Annotated in this window: 23 protein-coding genes, 1 tRNA gene and 1 pseudogene; 8 read left to right on the plus strand and 17 right to left on the minus strand. The window is 63.1% G+C overall.

Annotated features, from left to right (window positions below; all coding sequences use genetic code 11):
- Positions 1-150 precede the first annotated feature (150 nt).
- Positions 151-1,056 carry a hypothetical protein gene (locus OIT41_RS02550; RefSeq protein ID WP_264637365.1) on the minus strand — a complete coding sequence of 302 codons (906 nt, stop codon included), beginning with the start codon at positions 1,054-1,056 and terminating at the stop codon, positions 151-153.
- 254 nt (positions 1,057-1,310) lie between these two features.
- Between OIT41_RS02550 and OIT41_RS02555 the strand changes: the two genes are divergently transcribed.
- Complete coding sequence (locus tag OIT41_RS02555; protein ID WP_264637366.1) at positions 1,311-1,772, plus strand: hypothetical protein; 462 nt, start codon at positions 1,311-1,313, stop codon at positions 1,770-1,772.
- A gap of 239 nt (positions 1,773-2,011) precedes the next feature.
- On the opposite strand, the gene OIT41_RS20915 is transcribed toward OIT41_RS02555, so the two are convergent.
- From OIT41_RS20915 to OIT41_RS02570, 4 genes are all read right to left on the minus strand, one after another.
- Positions 2,012-2,449: a GNAT family N-acetyltransferase gene (locus OIT41_RS20915; RefSeq protein ID WP_413542303.1), complete on the minus strand. Its 438-nt coding sequence runs from the start codon at positions 2,447-2,449 to the stop codon at positions 2,012-2,014.
- 171 nt (positions 2,450-2,620) lie between these two features.
- Positions 2,621-3,580 carry a hypothetical protein gene (locus OIT41_RS02560; RefSeq protein ID WP_264637367.1) on the minus strand — a complete coding sequence of 320 codons (960 nt, stop codon included), beginning with the start codon at positions 3,578-3,580 and terminating at the stop codon, positions 2,621-2,623.
- Between the two features lie 322 nt (positions 3,581-3,902).
- The gene (locus tag OIT41_RS02565; protein ID WP_264637368.1) at positions 3,903-4,457 is read right to left on the minus strand and encodes a barstar family protein; all 555 of its coding nucleotides are present in this window, start codon (positions 4,455-4,457) and stop codon (positions 3,903-3,905) included.
- Between the two features lie 180 nt (positions 4,458-4,637).
- Positions 4,638-5,198: a hypothetical protein gene (locus OIT41_RS02570; RefSeq protein ID WP_264637369.1), complete on the minus strand. Its 561-nt coding sequence runs from the start codon at positions 5,196-5,198 to the stop codon at positions 4,638-4,640.
- 332 nt (positions 5,199-5,530) lie between these two features.
- On the opposite strand from OIT41_RS02570, the gene OIT41_RS02575 reads away from it, so the two are divergent.
- A complete protein-coding gene (locus OIT41_RS02575) occupies positions 5,531-5,968 on the plus strand; it encodes a recombinase family protein (protein ID WP_264637920.1) in 438 nt (145 codons plus the stop codon).
- Positions 5,969-6,403: 435 nt separating this feature from the next.
- A complete protein-coding gene (locus tag OIT41_RS20845) occupies positions 6,404-6,598 on the plus strand; it encodes a hypothetical protein (protein ID WP_319801837.1) in 195 nt (64 codons plus the stop codon).
- A gap of 232 nt (positions 6,599-6,830) precedes the next feature.
- Here the strand turns inward: OIT41_RS20845 and OIT41_RS02585 are convergent, their stop codons facing one another.
- The 11 genes and pseudogenes from OIT41_RS02585 to OIT41_RS20920 all read right to left on the minus strand — a co-directional run bounded on the left by OIT41_RS02585 (position 6,831) and on the right by OIT41_RS20920 (position 18,781).
- Positions 6,831-8,720 (minus strand): polysaccharide deacetylase family protein, encoded by a 1,890-nt coding sequence (locus tag OIT41_RS02585; protein WP_264637370.1) that lies wholly within the window; start codon positions 8,718-8,720, stop codon positions 6,831-6,833.
- 1,284 nt (positions 8,721-10,004) lie between these two features.
- Positions 10,005-12,149: a putative bifunctional diguanylate cyclase/phosphodiesterase gene (locus OIT41_RS02590; RefSeq protein ID WP_264637371.1), complete on the minus strand. Its 2,145-nt coding sequence runs from the start codon at positions 12,147-12,149 to the stop codon at positions 10,005-10,007.
- 1,169 nt (positions 12,150-13,318) lie between these two features.
- Positions 13,319-13,468, minus strand: coding sequence for a hypothetical protein (locus OIT41_RS02595; RefSeq protein WP_264637372.1), 150 nt, complete (start codon positions 13,466-13,468; stop codon positions 13,319-13,321).
- Entirely contained in the window at positions 13,465-13,854 is a 390-nt protein-coding gene (locus OIT41_RS02600; protein WP_264637373.1) for a hypothetical protein, read from the minus strand. The genes OIT41_RS02595 and OIT41_RS02600 overlap by 4 nt, the downstream gene beginning before the upstream one ends.
- The gene (locus tag OIT41_RS02605) at positions 13,851-14,672 is read right to left on the minus strand and encodes a signal peptidase I (RefSeq protein ID WP_264637374.1); all 822 of its coding nucleotides are present in this window, start codon (positions 14,670-14,672) and stop codon (positions 13,851-13,853) included. Before OIT41_RS02605 ends, OIT41_RS02600 begins: the two co-directional genes overlap by 4 nt.
- 8 nt (positions 14,673-14,680) lie before the next feature.
- Complete coding sequence (locus OIT41_RS02610; RefSeq protein WP_264637375.1) at positions 14,681-15,211, minus strand: hypothetical protein; 531 nt, start codon at positions 15,209-15,211, stop codon at positions 14,681-14,683.
- Between the two features lie 99 nt (positions 15,212-15,310).
- The gene (locus OIT41_RS02615; protein WP_264637376.1) at positions 15,311-15,928 is read right to left on the minus strand and encodes a SipW-dependent-type signal peptide-containing protein; all 618 of its coding nucleotides are present in this window, start codon (positions 15,926-15,928) and stop codon (positions 15,311-15,313) included.
- An 854-nt stretch (positions 15,929-16,782) separates the two neighbouring features.
- Entirely contained in the window at positions 16,783-16,929 is a 147-nt protein-coding gene (locus tag OIT41_RS02620) for a hypothetical protein (RefSeq protein WP_264637377.1), read from the minus strand.
- Positions 16,930-17,017: 88 nt separating this feature from the next.
- Positions 17,018-17,176, minus strand: a pseudogene (locus OIT41_RS02625) (helix-turn-helix domain-containing protein); the annotation flags it as partial.
- Between the two features lie 476 nt (positions 17,177-17,652).
- Entirely contained in the window at positions 17,653-17,856 is a 204-nt protein-coding gene (locus OIT41_RS02630) for a hypothetical protein (RefSeq protein WP_264637921.1), read from the minus strand.
- 721 nt (positions 17,857-18,577) lie between these two features.
- Entirely contained in the window at positions 18,578-18,781 is a 204-nt protein-coding gene (locus OIT41_RS20920) for a helix-turn-helix transcriptional regulator (RefSeq protein ID WP_413542304.1), read from the minus strand.
- Between the two features lie 92 nt (positions 18,782-18,873).
- Between OIT41_RS20920 and OIT41_RS02635 the strand changes: the two genes are divergently transcribed.
- Both OIT41_RS02635 and OIT41_RS02640 read left to right on the plus strand, forming a co-directional pair.
- On the plus strand, positions 18,874-19,413 hold the full coding sequence (locus tag OIT41_RS02635; RefSeq protein WP_264637378.1) for a helix-turn-helix domain-containing protein: 540 nt from the start codon (positions 18,874-18,876) through the stop codon (positions 19,411-19,413).
- Positions 19,391-20,524 (plus strand): site-specific integrase, encoded by a 1,134-nt coding sequence (locus tag OIT41_RS02640; protein WP_264637379.1) that lies wholly within the window; start codon positions 19,391-19,393, stop codon positions 20,522-20,524. Before OIT41_RS02635 ends, OIT41_RS02640 begins: the two co-directional genes overlap by 23 nt.
- A 61-nt stretch (positions 20,525-20,585) precedes the next feature.
- Here OIT41_RS02640 and OIT41_RS02645 read toward each other — a convergent pair.
- A tRNA-Ser gene (locus OIT41_RS02645) sits at positions 20,586-20,675 on the minus strand.
- A 116-nt stretch (positions 20,676-20,791) separates the two neighbouring features.
- Between OIT41_RS02645 and OIT41_RS02650 the strand changes: the two genes are divergently transcribed.
- The 3 genes from OIT41_RS02650 to OIT41_RS02660 are packed head-to-tail and all read left to right on the plus strand — an operon-like array spanning position 20,792 to position 23,521.
- Positions 20,792-21,826, plus strand: coding sequence for a zinc-dependent alcohol dehydrogenase (locus tag OIT41_RS02650; RefSeq protein WP_264637380.1), 1,035 nt, complete (start codon positions 20,792-20,794; stop codon positions 21,824-21,826).
- Between the two features lie 2 nt (positions 21,827-21,828).
- Positions 21,829-22,224 carry a 6-pyruvoyl trahydropterin synthase family protein gene (locus tag OIT41_RS02655; protein ID WP_241709667.1) on the plus strand — a complete coding sequence of 132 codons (396 nt, stop codon included), beginning with the start codon at positions 21,829-21,831 and terminating at the stop codon, positions 22,222-22,224.
- Between the two features lie 49 nt (positions 22,225-22,273).
- Complete coding sequence (locus tag OIT41_RS02660; RefSeq protein WP_241709668.1) at positions 22,274-23,521, plus strand: DNA glycosylase AlkZ-like family protein; 1,248 nt, start codon at positions 22,274-22,276, stop codon at positions 23,519-23,521.
- Positions 23,522-23,528 lie beyond the last annotated feature (7 nt).

The following is a 23,528-nucleotide window of genomic DNA, read 5'->3' on the forward strand; positions in this document are numbered from 1 at the left end:
TCTGGGTGCTCCCATCGTAGAGCCGGGCGGGAATGATCCCGCGCGGTCCTATCGGTTTTTAGCTGTCCCGTTTGGGAACGTTGAGCGGGCTCTTTGCAGGCGGGACCTGGTGGGCCATTCTCGTTGCGGAATGCTGCACGGCCTCACTGGTTAGGAGAGGCCACCTTTTTTGAAGAGGTCCGTCCACCGTTTCCTCCGCGGGCCCGTTTGAGAACGGGTCAGTTCCCGCATCGCCTCGTAACGGGGGTGGTCCATGAATACGCCGAACCATCTCCATTGAACCCCGGACACGACGACGTCGCCACTCATCACGGACCCGTCGCGGTATTCGCCCGCCGGAGGCCGGGGAATGCCCTTGGCGATCACCTCACCGACGTCCGCGCTGAACGCTGAGGCTTTCTGCGCCGTGAGAACACTAAACAGTTCCGGCCGTATCCTGGCCGGTCCCTGTCTGAAAGGATTGGGAACTTCACTGTCGGTAAACAGGGGCGGCGCGGTGGCCATGAACTCTCGCGTCGGCAACTCCCCTGCGTCCTCCCATAACAGCAGTTCCACCACCGGGTTTTCGGTGCCTTTTGGCCAGCCGGGTTTATGCCCTACCACCACCACGATCGCGCGCTTACCGCCCGGAGACCGCAGCAGCACAGCATCACCGACGTCAAACTCCACACCGTGCGGCACCGGACGCTTCAAACGCTTCGGTGCCGGCTGCGGTCCGGCCAGCTTCATCCGTAGCCTCTCCAGCACTAGCTGCCGCTGTTTCGCCAGGCCAGGGCCCTCCTCTTCCCAGCGGGCAACGTCGCCCCCGCGGTCAAGGATGTCCAGTGCCGTGTCCCGCACGTCGGGACGGAGTCGACCGGTCTCATGCTGGGCCGCGGCCAAGGCAAGCCAAAACACCACACCGTCGTCCGGGTCGTCCGCCTGCACCGCATAAGAATTGATGAGCTTTGCTGTCAGTTCCTCGGGAGGGACTCTGTCGAGGATCCCTTCCCGCCAGTCCGCACGCACATCAGCGGCCACGTCATCGGAAAAAATCGCAGTGCCCCAGCTACCCATAAAGACAGCATAAACACGACCACGCAACCATCACCGACCCCAGCGGATACCGTCAGACCCAGGGGGCTCAGAGCCCGACGCCTTTCCAGACGGCCCGTACAACGCAGAGCGCCGACCAGTCTCATTTGAGGATCCTTTATTGGGCACGCTAGGCGCACCGCGCGCAGGTGTAAAGCGCACTTTGACCAATCCGTCGCCGGGACGCCACTGTCTGCTGAAGCGATAGGGGGCGGCAAGGCGACTATGGTCTATCCATGAGTGGCCAGGAAATCGATAGTGAACGTCTGCTGTTTCTTCGAGACCAGGTGGGTTTGATTCACAGCGAGCAATATCCCGACATCGCGGCAGATTTACTTGTGGACGGTCACGATTCACCCGCGCTACGGGAATTGGCCGGACACCCGCGGAACGACCCGCAGGGAACCCGCGATTTGTGGTTCCAGGTGCGAGATGAATTGGGCAAACCTTTTGAGGATGACGGCACTGCCCGCCGCACCGTGGTCCGACACTGGCTACAGCAAATCGTCGACGGAATCCTTGATCCATACACCGGGGCCAACCTCATCCTCGGCCTCGCCTGGTTTGCCTTGGGCCAGCCTGCGGTACTGAACCCTCTAGTTGCAGACCGAGATTTTTGGGAAGAACTCCCCGAACGTCGCGACAAGATTCAGCGCGACCTACTGGACGATGCTCGCATAATCTTGGCGAGCTGGTAGCTCCATGCCCGAGATTCCCGGTAAAGGATCCTTTACCGGGCACCTTCACCACTTGATGAGTGCCGGCCGTGAGGAGTTCCGTGGACTGTAATCTGCCCCGTTCACGGTTTCCCTTACGGAAGTTCCCACGCAAAGCAGAAAGTTTCTGATTTCCGGTGCAGTCGCCTTCGGAAAATGACAGTTGGCGTGCACTGTCTCGGCGCCCACCAGAAACGACCGATTCCGGTGGACCTCTTCAATCACGGTTCGAGTGGTTGACGTTGGATGGCCCACGCCCGATAGCCCATCCCTCGTTGGATACCAAAGTCGCAATCCCGATAAGTGCCGAGGCTGACCTTTCGGATACTCGCGCCAATTGATTTTGCGAACTGTTCGTTCAGTGACTGTGCTGCGATGTTGTCGTTCTGTGTGGCAAGCACGATGTCGCGCCGGGGCTCCCGTTTCGCAGCTGCGGTGAGCAGTGCCAGGCCTACTCCTCGTCGCTGCGCATCCGGAGCGACTGCTACTACCTGGATGAACATCGGATCCGCGTCGTGGGGGCCGGGGGATGAAACGCAAAAACCGACGTGAATGCCGTCAATCTCGGCTAGGAGTACCAGTCGCTCAATAATTGCCGAGACGTTCTCTCGCACAGATTGGACGGATATCGGAGAACATGCGACTTGCAAATCCTTCATTCGGCGGCCGTCTTGCGCGACCGCCGTTGCTTCCCGAATTGAAACCGGGGACGACGAGAGAGTCGTCAACCGATTAGTCCACCCTATGAATTCTGGGTCGCGGCTGAGGGGAAAGGTCGGTTCGAACGCCTCGTACTCGCAGTCGCTCACTCGCGGGGACACGGTCAAAGACTACTTCGCTCTTTCAGCCCCGTAAACGATCCCGCTGTGCGACACCGGGACGTGCTCGTACCCGTGCACTCGAAGTAGGTTGACGGCGTAGTCTGGGTCTGCGTCCGGACCGACCACGACACCGACGATCGGGAGCCGACCCATTGCCTCTGGTTCGCCGTCCAGCAGGTCGGTCGTCGGGTCTTGGGGCACCCCAAGCTCAACATAGTTGATCACTTGCCCGGAACTCCCCCTCTGACGTACGAACGGAGCTTCGGCACCCGGCATCGTCATGCATAGAATCCGCTTTTCGCGCTCGTCTACATAGCCCTCGTGCTTGATGATGTCGAGCATGTTGGCGAGATCAGCCATGACTTCCAGTTCACCCCGTATCGCCGGGCGACCGGCCCTCGTAAGCCTGGCCGCCTCTTCTAGCGCGATCAGACCTTCGCGAAGCGCTGCCTCTTGATCTGAGACCGTGTAAACCACCCCTCGCCAACGCCACGGTATCTTCGGGGTCGACTCAGCCCACTCTTCTATCCGTTTCCCGTCACTCGGACCGAGGAGGCCCGAAGCCTCAACCATCTCAGGAGTCAGAGCCGATTGACGGCGAATGAAGAGCGGATCCGCGGCGTCCAAGACTACGGCGTAGCCTTTCGTTCCCGCGTACTGAGTCCACATGGTGGGGCTGTCGGAGTGCCAGCAGGACGATGCCAAGTAGGCCCCGTGCCGGTGGTTGCGAGTGATGCCCAGGACCATATGCGCCACAGCATCAACTACTGCAGGGTCGATGCTGGACTCAGCCTCAGCGAGGAGGTCCAAGAGAGTTCTCCCGCCGACGAGCAGCTCGTCAGGGTCGTTCATTTTGTCCGCGGACGATGCCCAAATGACATGGTTCGCGAGAATGCCCTCGAGCCCACTGGGGTCTGTGTAGTGCCAGACCCGACTTTCGTCGATCTCGACATTCGGAGTTTCAATCACGATCCCAAGATTACTAGCGATGGGTGACAGAGCAGCTCGACTCGCATACTCATCCGGGCGTCCAGGGCTGCCCGTTAGCCGGTCGTTCACCGGCCGCTCCGGCGCCCCCTTTCGGCTCTCTGAACTTCCGCGTGTTTCCGCCATTCTCGGATTCCCGTATACCCTGCCCGAATTAATGCCCGGTGAAGGGGCCCTATACGCTACAGTCCGAAGCATGCTCATCGGTTACGCCTGTGACTCGCAACGATAAATGGCGGTCTTTTCGCAGCGCTATTTGTCACCCTGCAGCCCGTTGGGATGATCCATCACCGCGGGTGCTCGACTAATCTCCAGTGTCCGCTTGTGGCGCGAGTCGCCTGGAATCAAGCCACTCCGCGTCATTCCAGAGCACAGGCGTGGCGCCCACTGGATCAAAACTGATCCGGGAGTCATTGCTCTGCACAAGGCAGATCATCCTGTGCCCGAACAGAGCCGCTTCGCGGGAGCGCTGGGCGATGATATCCAAAAGGGTCTGCGCCGTCCCGGGACAAGCCAATGCGAAGGCGTTGTATCCGAGGAACGTCAACACGAACCCGGTGGCGTCGGCGTCCCAACCGTAGTCATGCGAGATGACATCCCGAAGGCAGTCATTCAGGGCGTCCAGGTTACGGCCGTAGTAGCTCGGGAAATCAAGCGCCTCGGAGATCGCCCCATGCATATCCGCCTCGCTCGACCACGGTGATGCGTCCAAAATAGTGACTTGGTAGCCTTGTTCGGCCAGCCATGTGGTTGTCTCATCGAGCACGTGCCGCCGATGAAACAACGAGACCGCCGTATTTATCAATAGGCGGAAGTCTAGATCGTGCTCAAGATCTGCCTCGGAGTCGAAAGCATTCATGCAGCGATCTTACGGGCCTTCACTTGGCGGCCGGCCTCGATAAATTGGAGATAACCCCGGCGGGTCGGGAGACACGGGATCGGCACCCACCGGCTCATGGCACGGTCAGGTCCGCCAATTAGCCAGTCGATCACCGTGCCGCGGAAGCCCACCCACTGGTTCAGCTGGCCGAGCCCACGCTCACGGCCACGCCTCAATAGCGGCTCGCGCTGACCGTTCCACCCCTCGTCCCATAGAGCTGGAATGGAGCACGATCGCCAGGAGCTCGGCAGCCAGTTCGAACGCCATCGGTGATGATTCGACCGGATCGAAAGCTGCACGATCTACAACGATGCGGCCGGCCGGCAGTGGGCGACGAATGAATCCGTCGACGACCGAATGCGCAAACTCGTCTGGCAGTCCCGGAATCAGCGGGGTCCACAAACGGCTCTTGCACGAAGGCTTTCCGGCGTAGTCCTCGCCCGAGGTCTGCACCTCGATGAGAAGATCAGCGCCGTCTTCACCGGGAGTGAAAGCCCCTCCCAGGAGTGCTCGCGGCATCAACCCACCGCCGTGTCGGACGATCTCCACAACGGCACGGACCGGCCGAAGGGGTTCCCGCGAGGACTTCGTTTGAACCGACTCAAGGATGGTCCGGCCCAGGGTAAACGATGCGGTCAGCTCGTCGTCGATCACTGACGCCCGCCGGGTTCCCAGGGAGATGATCATCTGATCCGGCTCGCCACTCGCGCTAATGCTCATAACCAGATCGTCTCAGACGGCGACTGCCACATGGCCCCGCGACATCCTGGCATCGCCAACGGCAGTTCACAAACGACCGTTGACGAGACAGTCGGCCACTGTCACCGAAAAGTCGGCGTTTCGTGTCTCATGACCCATGTCCGTGATCTATGTCAACGAAGCCACGTTCGCGATACACTCGCGAACGTGGCTTCGTTGGTAACGCCAGGGTGTCCACCGGAGGGCAGAAGCTTGAGCGGCAGATCGACGCGCTCAAGGCTGCCGGGTGCTGACGCGTTTTTGCCGAGAAGAGATCCGGACGGGAAGGCGAACGGCCCGAAGTCGCATCTTGCCTGGGTTTCCTTGAAGCCGGCGACACCCTTGTGGTGCCGTCCCTGGACCGGCTCTCGAGATCGCTTCAGGACCTCATCACGACCGTAGGCCGACTGAGAAGCCTCGGGGTCGGATTCACCTCCCTGCACGAAAACCTCGACACCGCGACCCCGGGCGGCAGGCTTGTTTTCCACGTCTTCGCTGCCTTGGCCGAATTCATCCGGGAACTGATCGTCGCCGGAACCCATGAAGGCCTTGCCGCAGCAAGGGCGCGCGGACGCGTCGGTGGACGCCCCAGCGTCGCCACACCGGACATCATCCGCGCCGCCAGGGACATGCTGCCCAACCCCGAATCCAGCATCACATCTATCGCCAAGCTACTCGGCGTGAGCCCAGGTACTCTGTACAATCATATTCCCGACCTGAAGCAACTTAGGGCCAGCCGCGCCAACCCCTAGTTCCGCGGCCATAGCCCCCGGGAGACAGCCGGTCCGGGCCGCCGTGTCGACGGTCCACGCGGCCACCGGCGTGAGCATCGTTCGAGTTCTCGATAGACCACCGTCCGCGCATGCTACGGCGACCCACACTTAGGAAGTAGGCTTACCATGGTGGGAAGATGCCGGACTTAAACGACTAGACGACTCCACGGTTGCTCTCAACGGCAGCCCGTTTGGTCGAGCATGCCTGGAACGAGGAGCTTGCCGTCCTGGGCCTAACCCATGCGGGCGTTATCGCGCTCGAAGTTCTCGATGCAGAAGGGGCCATGACGCAGGCCCAGCTTTCAGCCAAAGTCCAGGTGCAGGCGCAGACCATGGGACAGACACTTTCCAGGCTGGAAAGCGTACGGGCACATTACCCGGGAACGAAGTCGCCTGGATGGACGCTCGCAGCGGGTGGCTGTCTCCGAGATGGGCAAAACGGCCCTTATCCAGGCTCGACGGATCGATCGGAGTCTGACTCCCGGGGTTGAAATCGGCGTCGAGGAACTGCGCGAGCAGCTGACAGCCGTTATCCGCTGGCTCGGATCTGCCCGCTGGGGCGAGACAGGATCGATAACGACAGACGAAACCCTGCCCGAGCAGAGCTAGTGCGCCAGCGCCATGAATAGCCGGAAAACCGCGTGCCGCCCTCGGTACTGCGAAGCGGTCCCCGCCACTGGACCTCACGGATTCTTCGGCCGGCACCAGCAACCCTTCATATGCCTGTCCTAGCCTTGATCGTGACTATTTCGAAGTAGTGACACTGGCATAAACGGCGTATCCGGGTTGGGCTGACAAGCGGTGAACCGGGCCGGGGCTCACGCCCTGACGCCCTCTGTTGTTAAAGGGGCGGCGCTCCGACGGTGTCGTACATCGCGTAGTCATCCGTGGTGAGTGTGCCGTTGCTGAACAGGCTCAATCCGAAGCTGATGGCTGTGGCCCCGGTTGGCAGGGCCGGGGTGGTGAAGCTGGCCTGGGTGTAGGAGGATGAGGCGCCAAGCCAGGGGCTGGAGGTCCAGTACACCCAGACGCCGGAGGCGTCGCGGTAGTACACAGCGAACTGGGTGACGGTACTGGCGGTGTACCAGGCACGGAGGGAGTAGCTGTGCCCTTCGATAGCAGGAGGCGCGCAGCTGCCGCTGTCGAGTGTTTGGATGAGTTTGGCATCGCCGTCGATATATCCGGAGACTGTGAGGCTTTCGGCCGCAGTCCCGGTGTGGGCGGTGGAGGCAGTGCTGAACGCGGCGGTATTGGTGCCGTAACCGCCGGTCTGCCAACACTGCGGTTCGGTACCGGCGCCTGCCGTTTCCAGACCGGGGTTCTGGACCAGGTTTGTTCCAGGGGCTGGCGGTGGCGGAGGGGTCACGTTCGCGGCGTCGAACATCTCGTAATCGTCGGTGGTGAGGGTGCCGTTGCTGAACAGGTTCAGCCCGAAGCTGATGCCGTTCGCGCCGGCCGGAAGGGGCGGAGTGGTCCAGGTGGCCTTCTGGTAGGAAGTTGCCGGCGCGTACCAGGGGCTGGAGGTCCAGTACTTCCACGACCCGAGCCCGATCCGGTAGTACAGGGTGAACTGGGTGTTCGTGGTCGATTTGTACCAGGCACCCAGGTTGTAGGTGTGTCCTGCGGTGGCCGAAGGTGAGCAGCCGCCCAGGTCCAGTGCCGGGAGCAGTTTCGCGTCTCCGTCGACGTATCCGCTCATCACGAGTTGTTCGGCGTTCGTTCCGGTGTGGCCGGGACTGATGACTGAATACGCCGCCGTGTTGGTGCCGTAACCGCCTGCGTACCAGCACTGCGGCATGCCGTTGGTGAGGGTTTCAAGGCCCGGGTTCGTCACGAGGTTCCCGCTGGCTGGCTGCGGGGGCACCGCGGGACCGGACACTGTGGATTTGACCGTGCCGCCGATGACCTGGTCGACTGTCTGGACGGTGGTGGTCGCGGGCCGGGCCTTCAGCCACGCGGCGAACTGGTCAAACAATGCCGGCGTGATGTTCAGCGGGTCTGTGCTGGTGCTCGAGATATGGTGGAAGGTGAACTGGATCCATCCGCCGGCGGGTTCAGCCTGGGTGACGGTGTTCTGTAGGTCTGCCAGGGTCCAGGTGTTGTCGACTTCGTCCGCGGCCGCGGTGTTGTACGCATCCGCTGGTGGCATCGTCTCTGCCAGGGCGCAGCCGGCGCAGCCGAACCGGGTCTGAATGTCACCTAGTCCGCGGGCACTGTTGTATCCGCAGTTCTTCACGATGGCTTCGGTGGCTGCTGTCTCGGAAGCGAACGGGTAGGCGAAACTCGTCACCTTGAATCCCCAGTTGGTCAGGTTCACCCTGTCATTGCAGATCTGCCGGGTGGCCTCATCCACGGGCAGGGTGGCCAGGTCCGGGTGGGTCACGGTGTGGCCGCCGATCTCGTGGCCGGCCGCGGCGAGTCCCTGCAGGTCTGACAGCGACAGGTACCCGGGGTTGTCGATGTAGCCCGAGGGGGTGAAGAACGTTCCTTTGAGCCCGTAGTTGTTCATGATCTGGGCTGCGTTGAGCTGGTCGGCGTTACCGTCATCGAAAGTCAGGGTCACCACGGTGGGGTTGGCAGCCTGTGCGGGCGGGGCTGCAAGGGCGGCGCTGATACCGGCGCCGGACAGGGCCAGCAGGACCGTGGCCGCCGCGGTGACCCATCGGCCGGCTGCCGTGCGGACCGGCAGCCGCCGGCGGGACGTCCGAACGGTTCGGGCGGAAAATCTCATGACACCTGGCTCGATTCTGGACGGCGGGGAACCCGCTCCTGACGGTTCGGTACCTGCGACGCGCCACCAAGCCCGGGGGCATGGCAGCCACCGCGGCCGGTCCCGTGGCGGGGTGAAGCCGCAACGCAACGAGAACCACCGTAAATTGCCGCACGACCGGACGAAACGAGTGAAGACCACTTGTCTTGCCAAGCAGGACCACTCATGTAGGGCCGGGGGCTCGATACCCCGGTCTTCCCAGCAAAGGGGGATGCTCCCTCCATGCCCGGGGCGGCGGATGCACACCCGCGCAGCACCCGCTACATTTATCGGGTCCCCGAGAATCCGACACACCTGCTCTCATTTCCCCTCGGCTAGCCACCGAGCACCAGGCACGGCCGCCCTGGTAGGACCGGTTTGAATCTGCCAAATCGAAGAAGTGGTGGTCGCGAGGACCAGCGACGGGCGTAGAGGTTCGTGAGGCTCCGGACGCTCGTCTCCTATTGCTCAAGTAGGCAGTCACGGACCGGCACCCCGTCATTTAGCGCCGGGGGAACACAAGCACGCCAAAAACGACTGCCCCTCACAGCCCGCAGGCGACCACATCGGCAGGCCGTCCAGGAAACCCTGACTATTGACGAGTGGATCAAGGCTAAGACCCGGTCGGTGCGGACCTGGATGACTGGCCAGGACAAATGTCCGCGCGCAGGACACGACGGATCAGTCCCGTAAAAAAATCTGCCCCGTAAAAACAGGTACCGGTACTCGTGTGCACCGGGGGGAAAATGTCGTTCAATGGGTGCAAGCGGGGCCAGATGTGCCAGCCGGTTATTGCCCCCCAAGAACCGGCCGGGCTGCACGGGCGCTGCCGAGGCAGGTGGAGGACGCAACCACCGCCTATACCGGATCGAGGACCGGACGATGGGATCCCCAGCCGATCGTCCGGTCCTCGACGGCCGGCATCCACCGGTACGCGAGTGAGATTGCCTCGCCCTCCCCGCCATCACGGTGTTCTGCGGGGTCAACCCGAGCACCCCTGCGTCATCAAGCTTCCACTGCCGTTCTCGACCAAATCGCCGACTTGGTTGCCACCCGGCGCCCCGATCCCATCATGGTGACGGACGACGTCTATGGCACCTTCGCCGATGACCTCGCCTGTGCCTACGAGCGGACCTCACCGGACCGCCGCCGGCCCCGGCATCGGGTTGCTCGTTCCGTTTCGCAGCGGTTCGTGTGGTCTCCACGGGTCACTGTCACGCGCGGGCCCGTTTGTGCCGGCCCGCCGCCGGGCGTGTCGACCCTCATTCACCCGGGCCAGGGTTCTGCGGGCCTGGTGGTGTGGAGTGCCTGGATTTGGTGTGTGGCGTGGTGTCGGGCGGTAGGGAGGTCTGTCAGGGGCACGGGGGGTGAGAAGAGGTAGCCCTGGAGGGTGTCGCAGCCCAAGCGGAGCAGGTGTTGTGCCTGGGCTTCGGTTTCGACGCCTTCGGCGGTGATGTGGAGTCCGAGGTGATGGGCCATGGCAGTCATGGAAGCCAAGATGGGCAAATTCTCGTGTCGATCGGTGATGGCGGAGACGAAGGATCTATCGATTTTGAGGATGTCGACCGGGAGGTCCTGGAGGCGTCCGAGGGAGGAGTAGCCGGTGCCGAAGTCATCGATCGCGATTCTGATGCCGTGCCTGCGCAGAAGCGCCAGTTGCGTGGAGACGTGCGGGGCCGGGTCCAGGAAGACGCTTTCGGTGACTTCCAGGATCAGCTGCTTGGCCCGGATTCCGGCGGCGTCGAGTGTTTGAAGGACGGTGCGGGAGTATCCGGGTTCACGCAGTTGCACGGCGGAGACGTTGACGGCAGCGCAATGTTCGGGGTCCTCGTCCAGCCAGGGCCGCAGCTGGGTGCAGGTGCGGGTGAGGACTTCCTGTCCGATGCCGGTGATCAGTCCGGAACTTTCGGCGGTGGGGATGAAAGCGCCGGGCGCGGTGATTCCGTCGGGGCGTTCCCAGCGGACGAGGGCTTCGACGTGGGTGGCTTTGGTTAGGGCGGTGCTGACGACGGGTTGGTAGTGGACGGTGATTTCGCCTCGTTCCACGGCGGTGCGGAGCCCGGTTTCCAGGTCGTTGCGGGCCAGCAGGGCGGTCATCATGTCGGGGTGGAAGTGCAGGTACCGGTTTTTTCCGGCGGCTTTGGCCGCGTACATGGCGATGTCGGCACGGCGCATCAGGTCAGGGGCATGCAGATCTGCGCCGGCGCTGGTGAGACCAAGGCTGATGCTGGGCCGAAGTTCCCGTCCGTGGAGGGTGAAAGGCAGGTTCAGGGCGGCCACGAGGCGCGAAGCGATGGCGGCCGGGTCGGTGGTGGAGGTGAGCAAGATGACGAATTCGTCCCCGCCGAGTCTGGCTACGGTGTCGGCCGGGCCGACGCAGCACAGCAGGCGGCGGCCGGCTTCGATGAGCATTTCGTCACCGGCCTGATGGCCGAGGACGTCGTTGATTTCCTTGAAATCGTCCAGGTCCAGCAGGAGCACATGCACCTTGGCCCGGTCGTGGAGGGCGAGGGCTTGTTCGAGGCGGTCGCGGAACAGGGCCCGGTTGGGCAGTCCGGTCAGGGGGTCCCGGAAGGCGAGCAGTTTGAGTTCCTCGGCCTGGCGGGCCAGCTCGGCCAGGGCCTGGCTGGCCTGGCCCTGCGCCCTGACGCGGTCGGTGATGTCGCGGAAACTCCAGACCCGGCCGACGATGGCGTCCGCGACCCGTTGGGGACGGGAGTAGCGTTCGAAGGTCCTGCCGTCGCGGAAGTACAGCAGGTCCAGGCTTTCGGCGCAGGGCGTTGCGTAGAGTTCGCGGACTTTGGCGACAAACGCGTCCGGGTCGGTGAGCTGGTCCAGGACAAAGCCCATGACCTTATCGTCATCCTGGGATTCCAGGAGGTCCGCCGGGATGCCCCACATGGCGGCGAAGCGTTCGTTGGAACCTGCGATCTTTCCCTCGGCGGTCACGACCAGGATGCCGTCCGCCGTGGACTCCAGGGTGGCGGTGAGAAGGGAGAGGGCCTGGCGCAGTGCGGTGTCGCTGCGTTTGCGTTCGCTCACGTCACGGATCGAGGCCACGGTCCCGGGCCCGGCCGTGGCGGGCAGCGGGGCGAGATTGACCTCGATCGGGAACTCGGTCCCGTCCCGCCGCATCCCTGCCAGCTCCAGGCCCGCGCCGAGCTGCCGGGGCCGCGGGTCCGTGGCAAACCCTTTGCGGATGCCTTCGTCGTGGCCGTGGAAACGGCCCGGTAGCAGCGCCCCGTAGTGCCGGCCGAGCAGCCATTCCTTCCGGTAGCCGAACAAGGCTTCGGCCGCGGCGTTCAGATACGTGATCGCGCCGTCCTCGCCGATGATCAGCAGGGCATCCGGTGCAGCCTCCGCCAGTTCCGGCGGCGGAGTGCCTGCGGTCCCGGTCAGGCGGGCACTCACCGCCGCGCCTTCCGTGGCCCAGCCGGACCCCAGGGGACGACCACACGGGTGCGGATCCCTTCCGGAACCCCCGGTCCTGTGGCAAGGACACGAGCTTCAGCGGCCCGGACTGGTTCCCGCAGCCCCGCCGGCTTCACGCGTCCGGCCGGTTGCCCCCACACGGGGCCCGGGGCGCGGCCTATCGGTGAGCCACTGCCCCGTCCGGAGACACCTTCGCGTCTCAGGTCGGTGATCAGGACCGTCCGGGCGCAATCGCGTACGGTACCGGTCCTTCCCGCAGCCGTGCACTTGTCTCCAAGCGTTTCCGGTACGGCCGGTTCAACCATGCCTGCCATCGCTGACCCCCCCAAAAAACCAAGGACGATGGTCCTTTACCGCCAAATTCCTTGAATCATTTGTCATATTGTTCTTCCCGGCAAGCGTTTTGTCCATGTGGTGGATGAATCACGCTTGAAGGGCCCCGCGACTGGCGCCGGCCTTCCCCGAAGAGGCCGCCGTCCCGCACGGCGTCGCGCGAACGGACCCCGTCGGAATCCGTCCGGGACCGGGTTTCCTGCCCGGCGGTCCCCTCCGCCCAGTCACGGGGTCGGGGGTGGGGCGGAGGGGGAATGGTGAGCTGTCGCGGCATTCCGGGGCCCGACGGCTCGCCGTCACGGGTCGGCCGTCCCGTTTGCGCCGGTCTCAATGCAGGGCGTGTCGCCCTCATTCACCCCGATCAGGCGGCCCAAAAGAGTTTGCCTTCGTGTCGAGGGGCTCGAAAGATTTTTGTGTGAATGGCATCATAATTCGGACTTGGCGCCCACTTGTTTCGGGGCAGTGTTTTCCCTGCCTGGATTTACCTCTGTGGCACCGATGCTCTAGCTAGGGCACGCTACAGCTGGTGCTTGCGGGAACGATGACGCCGATCACGGTGACGGTCCCTGTGGCCACTGGTGAGCTCCATCCACCTTGCTCGGTGGCGATGATCGAAAAGGTTCCCGTTCCTATGGCGAGTGTGTTGGACGGCAGCGTGACAGATCTGGCCGTCGCCGGTAGCGACCCTGGTCCGGAGGAAGGACCAGCAGGACCTTTCGGCGTCACTGTCCAGGTGTAGCCGCTTATCTTCAGGCTCCCGACTGGAGGGTCACCCCAACTGAAGGTGACATTGGTGAGCAGCCCGGCCGAGCAAGTTAGGGGGCCGGTGTGGCGACAGTCCCTGCTGTGAGGGAACCGGAGGCGTACTGCGGGGCCGGCCACGTGGCAACGGTTTGCTGGGGGTACGGCAGGCCGGCGATCCCGGCCATTGCCAAGGCGATGATGAGGAGGTAGGGGCGCTTCATCGTGGACCCGGGTTCTTTCGAAACCGCCCGGGCCGTCCCCATCGGGCCGGGAATGCTCCCAGGAGCCCTGCGGCCATGGCGGTCACCGCTGTCAGCAGGGGCCGGAATGGGTCGGTACCGTGAGCGGACCGCGGGCCAACAGTGCCGCCGGAAGAAGGTTCCTCGCCGGCGCCGGTTGCGGGAAGAACATGCGTTGCCGAGCCGAATTGTGGCACCGCAGGGTTGGCAGGCAGACCAACGTCGAGAAGAATCCAGCTCTGCTGGTCAGCGGGCACGGAGGCAAGCTCGTTGGCAGCGGGATTGGATGCTGCGGGTGGGTCGAGCGGGCCTCCACCGCTCGGGCAGCCCTCGTACGTCCAGCGAATGTCGCACTCGGGAACAATCAACTCAAATTCCTTTCGTGCCGGACGCGAGAGGCACCCGGGGCCAGGGTGGTTCGGATGGTTCCGGGGTCATTGGCGTGGGCTGAATCCCCTAACTGCCACGGAACAATTGTGCCGGGCGTCATGGGGTCCATGAGTGGCTGGTCCATGAAGGAAGTGAGTGCCGGCACCGGGGCTTTGACCACCTCTTGGGTGGTGGCGGCCTGCGCGGGGGCCGGCATGGGGATGTCGCTGGCGCAGGTCAGGAGCAGGGCGAGGACAAGTCGCCCGCCGCGTTGCAGATGCCGTACTGTCCGGTTTCGCCGGCGGGGAACGGGCTCCTTGGCGGGCCAAAACGCCCAGGTGACGAGCCCCGCGGCCGCGATGGTGATCCCTCCCAGTACGAGCGGGTTCGATACAGCCTGCACCGTGTAGGCGAGGTTCGGGATGGAGAAGAGCACGATCCGTACGGTCCCCACAACATAGGGCTGCGGGTCATCTGCGGGGTTGGCGTCGCCGCGCAGTGTGATGCTCATGTTGTTGCCGGCGGCCGGGGCGATGGATCTGACCCGGTGTGTTATCGGCAGGGCCTGGGATCTGTCGACCGTGACCACATCCCCGACTCTGACTTCGGAAGCGGGAATCTGCCGAACGATGGCCAGGGACCCGGCCGGGATTGTCGGAGACATGGAACCGGTTTTGAACATGATGAGAGTGATGTGGAAGACGAGACCCAGGAGGACGAGGACCACGCAGGCCAGCCCGCCGATTGCCGCCACGGTCAGCAGCGCATCGCCGGCCCGGTCGCCGAAACCGCCGCGCTTTCTTGACTCCGCATCCATCGGGGGTCCTAGTTGGAGATTCCGGAGAACAGCCAGTGCACGGCGCCGGGCTGCCCCTGGTAGGTGTTGGCTGCCCCGGACTGAACCCTAACCTCGAAGCAGTACCGGATTTCCCCGCCCGGCGCGGAGATGGAAGAAGGGACCGGTGACGCTGGAACGGTGCTCACCGGCAGATAACTTGAAGCAGAGCCCGCAATGAAGACCGCCGAGCCGGTAAAAGCGCTCCCATCACAGACGGTCCCGACCGCCGCAGTACGCACGGCCCGGTATTCCAGCACAGGAACCAACGCCCCGGACGTTGCCACACTTGCAAGCGTTATCGTTCCACCCACCGTAGAAGCGGCGGTGGTACGGACATTGACCCACGCGTAGAAAGACACGGATGGCGACATCGCCGAGGCGTTAAAGTCCAGTCCAGCGCCGGGCGAGGTGGTATTGCTCGCCCACACCCCCGAGACGGTGCTCGATTCCGTGATGAACGTACTCGCACCAAAGGAACCCGTCACGTTCTCCGTATCAGTCCAGGCCGCAACAGTCATCGTCGCTCCCACTCCAAGCACAACGCCTCCGGCAAGGATCGCCCGCCCGCGCGTAAAGCGCCTGCGCCCTCCCCTTACAGCATGCCTAGCCAACCCGGGCTACGACGTCGAAGTTGCGCGGAACTCCCAGGTGCCCACTGCCGAGGACCCCTGAACGAGTCCGGCACCGGCGGTGACCTGCAGGCAGAGGAACTGGTCGGACCCCGGAGACGTTCCTGGCGTCACGGGCTTCGTCAGCCCAAAGGGCGTAGCGCCGTCGACCGAATTCAGTGCCGTGCCGGCCGGAACGATCGTTGACACACCCACGGCCGACGGCGTGCAGTCCGCGACGGAAGCAACTTCAACAATTCCGTACGTGAGTTGACTGGCGGCCGTACCGGACGAGGCGGCAGAGTTAACTGAGACCGTGGCATCGTAGACGGTGTCTTTGTCCAAGTGAAGGACATAGGGAGCCGCCACTGTTGTGCTCGGACTGAGCTTGTCGAACCCTGTTGAAAAGCTCAAAGTAGCCGGCGAACCCGACACATGGTCACTAAAGGCTGTACCGTCTGTGCTGCCCTGGACACTGAAGTGGCCCGCATTGAAAGTGCCCGTGACGAACTCCGAGTCGTTCCAGGCGGCCAGCGTGACGGCAGCCCCCACGCCAAGAACAATGCCGCCGGCCAAAATGGCCCGGGCCTTTCGGCTCCTTGATCCCTTGTTTGACAGCGCGCTCATCAAAATTGACATCTAATCCCCCATTAAATGTTTCGCACACGAGCCGGCATCGCGCCGGGGCTATCCACCCCAAAGCAAGCAACCGGGACCGAGAGCAATTCAATACTTGTGGACGAATGTACACCACCGGCCGTATTGCATGAATATTAAGTTACCCGCGCGTGAACGTGGCGTTCATCTGGTGAGGGTTGCATTGCATGCACTGTAGACCCCACGAGGAGCCTGTTCTGTGGATCAGTGACGCCGTAGTGTGGTGCCATCAGAAAGGCGGAGACTGGATCCGCAAGGCTGCTCTGGTTCACATGACATCGTCGACTGCTCCCGTTAGACAACGCAGCCCCGGCTCGTCATACCATCCGGAAGACTGCCAGGCCCACTTCTTAGGGCTACTGCCCCTTGCAACATCGATGTTACCCAAGAGGGAAAGGCGGATGCGTCCTGTTCGGCTCCCGGACCCACGGCTGGTTTCCGGTGGAGCCGGGGAGAGGCTGCGCTGCCCACAAATGGGACGATTCTGTCCGATTATCCACCGCTACGACTGCGGCAGGGAGCTTCCCCTATGGCTCCCGAAAATCCAGCCGTGGATAACCCGAATAGCCCCCAATCGTGGACAGGACCGGAGTGAGCAGTGTGCAGCGCAGCGGGGGGAGCGGCTGCACCGGCTGCGTACCGGGCGGCCAACAGCAGCTACCGCAAGCGCAAACCTCCCGATCCCGGTGGGCAAAGCGGGTCCATGCCAGGTACCTGTCAACAACAAAAGCCCGTCATGAGCCGGCCCGGGACCGGTAGCACGGGACCCGCGGTGCGGTCCGGGTTCTGGTCCTTGGACTGGTTCGGTCGGAAGCCGGTGCTGGTCAGGACACGCGCCGGAAGTGACCGGGCTTCACCTGGACCAGGATGGGTAAAACCAGCTGGACGGAGGTGCTGCCGACGGGTTCGTCGAGCAGCTCGTTGATCGAGCTCTGCCCCTCCAATTCCCCGGACGTGTTGTCCCTTTCCATGCTTGAACCCTAGCCACGACCGGGCAGCGTCGGGGCGACGGACACGGTGCGCGGGGAAGCCGCAGAGGATGCGGCGTCGGAACGAGAACTAGGTCGTGAGTTCCCGGGACCGTCGATAAAACGTTGCGCGGGACATTCCGAGATCACGGGCAACCTGCGCGGCGGGCCCGCCGCCGTCGACGAGGCGGACAGCGCTTCGAATCTGGCTGTCGGTGATCCGGCGTGGCCGGCCGCCGAGGTCTTTCCCTCTCGAGGCTGGGCCGGGGTTGTGCACAGTGTGGACAGCCTTGAGCTGTGCGGAGGGCTCCGTCTGACCACAATGGGCATAACCCCGGGACCAAGGCGCAGGTTTCCGTTGCTCTTCAACCGGTGTTGGGGCGTAAGCTTCGCGGCCGGCTGGCGGGTGCAGGGCACGCCAAGAGGGCCTTTATCCACGACCTGTTCGACTCAGACGAGGAGTTTCAGACTTCGTTCCGCCGTGCCGAGTACCGAATGGCTTTGGCTGACGCTGTCCTTCCGGGGAGTATCTTAAACCCGGCGCCGGGCCTCTACACAGGCGACTTCCACGGGAATCAGGATGGACTGGTCTGGGAACAGGACTTCCGTCAAGACGGTGATCGCGAGGCGAGGAAACCATGGGATCGCTGGAGGGCCGGATTGGCACCTCGGGGCGCACTCGATTGCCGGTTCTGCTCGTCGTTCAGCCTTACTCAGGCGTTGTCGTCAGAATCGTGTTCCAGAGCGGCAGCGATTGCGGCAGGCGAAGGCAGTGCTGCTTGTTCGTCGGCGGGGCAGGGCTTCGTAGGTGTACGAAGTGACCATGAGCGGCTGGGCTGAGCTATCGAGTGCGTAACGGACCGTATGCTCGTTCTGGGAACCGCAGATAAGTAAACCAACGGTGGTAGCCTGCCGCGGGAGGCGAAGCATGTCGTTGACCGCTGCGACGTGGAAGCCCAACTGCACCAGGTTATGCACAGCTGCGCATAACCCAGGTGTTCCGACTTGAATTTTTCAGCCTTAGGTTCGACCACAACGTAACGGTCCGACGGCCCGTGGAGATCAGAAGTTCTACAAGAAACTCGTCACCATCAACTTGCAGAGGGTATTGCCGGCCGACGAAAGTTGTACGCCCCGTTAGACCATTTCAGTCTTGCCCGCATCCCGATAGAGGCCGGTATGTCTGTCCTCGGCGCGCCGTCAAGGGTGGGCCGTAGGCCCATCACGCAGTGACGCGGACGCGCCCTTGACTGAGCGGCGGGGACGGTCGAGCATGGAGGCCGGGATGCGATGACAACCCACGGAGGCCTGTTCATCCAGCTAAGCGTCGACGACGTGCGTAGGCCGTGAAGCTGTTCGTGGTGGTGGTCCCCACCCGGGCATTCATGTCCGCATCCATGGCACGCCCACCGATGGACGGCGCGCGGCGCCAGGACTCTCCGCGTCATAGTCAGAGCTGGTCGAAAGGTGATCGCGTCAGAATGGATCGCTCTTCGACCGTCACCGCCAAGGTCCCGACGAGCCATATACCAAAGGCGGGGACGGCTAGTTCAGGCCGACTGCGTCCACCGGTAACGGCCGCCTCAGTAGGCACTGAGGGCCGACATGCTGAACGGCCGTTGGTTGAACATCAGACCAATAATTCCGACTTCTAGACCCTCGGAAGCACCTGGCCCGTCTGAGAGCGTGTCTGTGCGTCAAGCCATGCCTCTACATCGCTGGCGCGATAGCGGACGCCGCTGCCTAATTTCACGAACCTAGGGCCCATCCCTCTATAGCGCCATTGCGCCAATGCGGGCGCCGTCTTGTGAAGCTTGACTGCCAGCTCTGCCGGGGTCAGCAATTCCGATTCCATGAAGCCTCATTCCCTTCCGTGAACGCCTCGTCAAATTAGATGCAAAGTGGCTAATTACGCTTGTTGTCTATATAGCGTGTATCGTTTCTTATATGGTACATAGCGGAGAGCGGCTGCGAGGACATGACATTGGCCCAACCGGCAAGACCGTCGCCCGGAACCTGAAGCGTTTGCGGGGGAATGTCACCCTGCGGGAGCTTCAGCAAAGGCTTAAGGGCGTCGGGCATGAAATTTCCGCGAGCGGAATACAGAAGATCGAGGCCGGCGTTAGGCGGGTTGATGTTGATGATCTCGTGGCCCTGGCAGTAGTCCTCGGCGTGAACCCAAATGCACTGTTGTTTCCCAGATCGCTCGACGAGCCGGTGGCCGTCACCGGAGCTGACCCGGCTGACCTGGTACGGGTTTGGGAATGGGCGGATGGCATAACACCGATCGAAGGCGACGTGGGCAGTGACGACTACGTACGGGGGCTGCGCCCCGACTTCATCCCGGCAGGGAATACGAAAATTGGTCCCGTGACATTCGAAGACCTCAATCTACGAGTGGACGAGCTCAGCGCAATTATCAAGACTCTGGTTGATCAGAACGCAGCGAAAGAACAATCCGGCGATGGCAACGATCGAACCCTATGAGACGCGCGCCGGGCGCCGGTATCAGGTTCGTTACCGAAAACCTGACCGGGTACAGACCAAGAAACGTGGATTCAGGACAAAGAGGGATGCCGAGCTTTTCCTCGCCAGCGTTGAGGTATCCAAGGCCCGCGGGGAGTTCATAGATGCGGCAGCCGCGAAGGCCCTGATCGGTCCGCTTGGGGAAGCGTGGTTGTCGCGGCAGACTCATTTGAAGCCATCTTCATTGCGCCCCGTGGAGTCGGCTTGGCGGAATCATGTGCTGCCGGTGTGGGGCGGTGCGGCAGTCTCTGATATTAGAAAGACAGATGTGCAGCAGTGGGTCTCAGGCTTGACGACAGGGGACCAGAGCGCAGAACCGCCCCGGAAGCCTAAGGGTGCAACACTTGTAATCCGCGCCTACGGTGTTTTGGCCTCCATTTTGGATGACGCCGTGAGCGACCGTCGAACATTGAGTAATCCCGCACGTGGCGTAACGCTGCCACGCAAGGTCAAGAAGCCGCACGTCTACCTGAGTCACGAGCAAGTGCATGCACTCGCCGCAGCCAGTAAATATCCGACACTGGTTCTCGTGCTTGCCTACTGCGGGTTGCGATGGGGTGAGGCGACTGGACTGCGAGTCAAACATCTGGACATGTTGCGGCGGCGATTCGTGATCGAAGAAAACGCGGTCCAGGTGGGTTCGATCATCGAAGTAGGTACGCCCAAGAACCACAAGAAACGAACCGTGCCGTTCCCGCGATTCCTTGCCGAGCCCCTGGCACAGCAGTGTGAGAACAAGGACAGAAATGATCTCGTGTTTCCCGGCGAGAATGGCCATCACCTCCGCCTCGCACGCGTGCACGATGACAACATGAGCTGGTTCGCAGGGGCCGTGAAGAGAGCAGGGGTGCCACGAATCACGCCTCACGACCTTCGGCATTCAGCCGCGAGCTTTGCTGTATCAGCCGGCGCGAACGTCAAAGCGGTGCAGAGAATGCTCGGTCACAGCTCGGCGGCCATGACCCTGGACATCTATGCGGACCTGTTTGACGGGGACTTGGACAGCGTTTCGGACGCCCTGGACCGTGCAGTGTCCCTGGCGAATGTGCCCAAAATGTGCCCAAAACCCTGATTTCGACAAAGCAAAAGGCCCCGGTTCCCTTGTAAACAAAGGGAACCAGGGGCCTTTCAAGTGGCGGTGACGGTGGGATTTGAACCCACGTTGGCTTTTACACCAAACAACATTTCGAGTGTTGCACCTTCGGCCGCTCGGACACGTCACCAACTGAAATAGGGTACCGGAGTGGAGGCCTGTTCCCCAAAACGGCCGGGCTGCACCCACTTAGTAAGTAGCCTTCCCTTTCGTAATCGCAGCCGCAGGACTAGATTCGCAAGCACGATGACTCTTCCACGAAACGCGCCGCAGAACCCGGCACAGAACACCCACCCCCAATCCGCCCTGGCCTACTGGACCGTCGGCCCCTGCCAGGGTGAACTCCGGAGCGAGGACCTTCGGGCACCGGCGCAGGGTGAGGCCCTGGTTCGGACCCTGTACTCGGGAATCAGCCGGGGAACCGAACTCGTGGTCCACGAGTTCAACGTCCCCCCACGAATCGCGAAAGCGATGCGGGCGCCCCACCAAACCGGGGATTTTCCTGCGCCGGTCAAGTTCGGCTATCTATCGGTCGGCGTCGTTGAAGAAGGTCCCGAAGATTGGATCGGCCGGAACGTCTTCTGCCTGCATCCGCACCAAGACCGCTACGTCGTGCCCCTCAGCTCTCTCACCCGAATTCCCGACGGCGTGCCGCCACGGCGCGCTGTCCTCACCGGCATCGCCGAGATCGCCCTCAACGCCCTCTGGGAGGCCGGACCCCGCCTTGGTGACAGGATCGCCGTCGTCGGGGCCGGACTCGTGGGCGGCATGACCGCAGCACTGCTGCGCAGTTTCCCGCTGGAACGCCTGCAACTCGTGGAGACGGACCCGGGGAAGCGCGGGTTCGTCGAATCCCTGGGCGTGGAGTTCGTGCTTCCGGAGGATGCAAAGCAGGACTGCGACATCGTGTTCCATTGCTCTGCCACGGACGAAGGGCTGGCCCGTAGCCTGCAGATCGCGGGGGACGAAGGCGAGATCATTGAGATGTCCTGGTACGGGGACCGGAAAGTCTCCCTCCCACTGGGGGAGGACTTCCATGCCAGGCGCCTCTCGATCCGGGCCAGCCAGGTGGGAGTGGTGGCACGTTCGCGCCGGCACCGCCGCACCTCGAGCGAGCGGCTGGACCTGGCCGTGTCACTGCTGCGGGACCCGGTTTTCGACGCCTTCCTCACGGGAGAGTCGCAATTCGAGGAGCTACCGGAGGTCTTCAATGGCTTGCAAAGCGGCGAACTGGACGATCTTTGCCGGGTCATCAACTACCCCAATACCAAGAAAGGCTAACCATGTTCAGCCTCACCGTCCGCCGGCACTTCATGATCGCCCACAGCCTGCCGCGGGAGTCGTTCGGCCCGGCGCAGGGACTCCACGGAGCCACTTTCGTGGCCGAGGTGACGTTCCGCCGGGCAGCACTGAACGACGACGCGATCGTCCTGGACATCGGCGCGGCCGGAACCATCCTGGACGAGGTGCTGGCCGGCCTCAACTACAAGAACCTCGACGAGCACCCCGACTTCGCCGGACAGCTCACGACGACGGAGGTCCTGGCCCGCTTCATCGCTGAGGCGGTTGCCGCGAAAGTCCGCGAGAGCGACGACGGCGGTGCGCTCGCCGGCGTCGACGTCGTCCTCCGGGAACATCCCGACGCCTGGGCTGGCTTCTCGCTGGACTTCGAGCGATAGCTAGCGCGGGACCGCCCCGGATGCCGGGCAAACGGTGCAGAATGGGGCCATGACGTCCGCCGTGCTTTCCACCCGAACACTCACCCCTGAACTGCTGCGCGCCTGGGCGTGGCATCGGCAGGGCCTGGACGGCTCCCTCTCCGGGAAGACCTCCGAGGAAGTCCTGGACCGCGCCGGTTGGGCCCGTTCCGTGGGCGGCGCCAACCCCTACCTGACGCTTTTCGCCCGGGCAGGGATCCGCCGCGAACAGGTCGATCGGGACGTGGCCGAGCTGAGAATACACGAGCTTCCCACAGCCCGCGGATGTACCTACGTCCTCGGCCGGAACGACTTCGCGTGGGGCCTCCAAGTGGGTCGGGACGCCGCAGTGGCGCCGTTCAAGGTCCTGGCCCGGCTCGGCGTCGAACGCGGAGAGATCACCCTGCTCGAAGAGCAAGTGCTGCACACCCTCATGGAATCCAGCGACCCCATGGATCCCAAACAGCTCAAGGACGAGCTCGGCGAATCCGTCCGAAGCCTCGGCGAAGAAGGCAAGAAGAAGGGCGCGTCCACCACCCTTCCCACAGCGTTGGGCCTCCTGCAAGCCGACGGCCGTATCCGCCGCGTGCCGGTCAACGGCCGCCTCGACCAACAGCGCTACGCCTACACGTCATGGGCGCTGCCGCCCAGTACCCTCGACGACGACGCCGCCCGCGCGCGCCTGATCGAACGGTACCTGCGTTGGACCGGCGGCGCGACGTTAAAGCAGAGCCAATGGCTTACCGGCTTCACTGTCGCGCAGAGCAAGGCGGCGCTGGCCGCCGTCGGCGCCGTCGAAGTGACGACGGCGGTAGGCGAGCCTCTCTGGATGCTGCCCGACGACGTCGAGCACCTTTCCGCGTTCAAGGCGCCGCAGGAGGAACAGATCCAGCTTCTGGCCGGGACAGACTCTTTGGTGCTGTTGCGCAGGAACTCGGCGGACATGCTGGCTGAAGGCGATAGGGGCCGGAAGGTCCTGGACGGCACCCTGGGTCTGCAGGCGGATCTGTCAGACCACCCGATCCTGGACCGGGGACGCATCATCGGGCTGTGGCAATACGATCCGGGCAAGGAACGGATCGCGGCCTGGACATTCGACAAGCCCACCGCGGCCGTCACCCAGCGGATCACTGAGGTGGAGAGCTGGATCCGCGAAGACCTCGGGGATTTTCGCTCGTTCAGCCTGGACTCGCCGGCATCACGCCAGAAACGCATCGACGCCCTGGACAGCGCCAATTCAACAGTGCCAATTCATAAGGCGAACGCCGCCACCACCTGAGGCTGGT

It is taken from the genome of Arthrobacter sp. YA7-1 (genome assembly GCF_025960325.1).
In the GTDB taxonomy this organism is placed as follows: Bacteria; Actinomycetota; Actinomycetes; order Actinomycetales; family Micrococcaceae; genus Arthrobacter; species Arthrobacter bambusae_A.

What these genes read in the sequence shown, in the direction of transcription:
- OIT41_RS20915 (WP_413542303.1), bottom strand. Translation starts at nt 2,449, where the DNA reads ATGAAGGATTTGCAAGTCGCATGTTCTCCGATATCCGTCCAATCTGTG.
- OIT41_RS20920 (WP_413542304.1), bottom strand. Translation starts at nt 18,781, where the DNA reads ATGGAATCGGAATTGCTGACCCCGGCAGAGCTGGCAGTCAAGCTTCAC.
- OIT41_RS02635 (WP_264637378.1), top strand. Translation starts at nt 18,874, where the DNA reads ATGGTACATAGCGGAGAGCGGCTGCGAGGACATGACATTGGCCCAACC.
- OIT41_RS02620 (WP_264637377.1), bottom strand. Translation starts at nt 16,929, where the DNA reads ATGGAAAGGGACAACACGTCCGGGGAATTGGAGGGGCAGAGCTCGATC.
- OIT41_RS02595 (WP_264637372.1), bottom strand. Translation starts at nt 13,468, where the DNA reads ATGAAGCGCCCCTACCTCCTCATCATCGCCTTGGCAATGGCCGGGATC.
- OIT41_RS02555 (WP_264637366.1), top strand. Translation starts at nt 1,311, where the DNA reads ATGAGTGGCCAGGAAATCGATAGTGAACGTCTGCTGTTTCTTCGAGAC.
- OIT41_RS02640 (WP_264637379.1), top strand. Translation starts at nt 19,391, where the DNA reads ATGGCAACGATCGAACCCTATGAGACGCGCGCCGGGCGCCGGTATCAG.
- OIT41_RS02650 (WP_264637380.1), top strand. Translation starts at nt 20,792, where the DNA reads ATGACTCTTCCACGAAACGCGCCGCAGAACCCGGCACAGAACACCCAC.
- OIT41_RS02655 (WP_241709667.1), top strand. Translation starts at nt 21,829, where the DNA reads ATGTTCAGCCTCACCGTCCGCCGGCACTTCATGATCGCCCACAGCCTG.
- OIT41_RS02585 (WP_264637370.1), bottom strand. Translation starts at nt 8,720, where the DNA reads ATGAGATTTTCCGCCCGAACCGTTCGGACGTCCCGCCGGCGGCTGCCG.
- OIT41_RS02605 (WP_264637374.1), bottom strand. Translation starts at nt 14,672, where the DNA reads ATGGATGCGGAGTCAAGAAAGCGCGGCGGTTTCGGCGACCGGGCCGGC.
- OIT41_RS02570 (WP_264637369.1), bottom strand. Translation starts at nt 5,198, where the DNA reads ATGAGCATTAGCGCGAGTGGCGAGCCGGATCAGATGATCATCTCCCTG.
- OIT41_RS02565 (WP_264637368.1), bottom strand. Translation starts at nt 4,457, where the DNA reads ATGAATGCTTTCGACTCCGAGGCAGATCTTGAGCACGATCTAGACTTC.
- OIT41_RS02660 (WP_241709668.1), top strand. Translation starts at nt 22,274, where the DNA reads ATGACGTCCGCCGTGCTTTCCACCCGAACACTCACCCCTGAACTGCTG.
- OIT41_RS02630 (WP_264637921.1), bottom strand. Translation starts at nt 17,856, where the DNA reads ATGCTTCGCCTCCCGCGGCAGGCTACCACCGTTGGTTTACTTATCTGC.
- OIT41_RS02550 (WP_264637365.1), bottom strand. Translation starts at nt 1,056, where the DNA reads ATGGGTAGCTGGGGCACTGCGATTTTTTCCGATGACGTGGCCGCTGAT.
- OIT41_RS02610 (WP_264637375.1), bottom strand. Translation starts at nt 15,211, where the DNA reads ATGACTGTTGCGGCCTGGACTGATACGGAGAACGTGACGGGTTCCTTT.
- OIT41_RS02615 (WP_264637376.1), bottom strand. Translation starts at nt 15,928, where the DNA reads ATGAGCGCGCTGTCAAACAAGGGATCAAGGAGCCGAAAGGCCCGGGCC.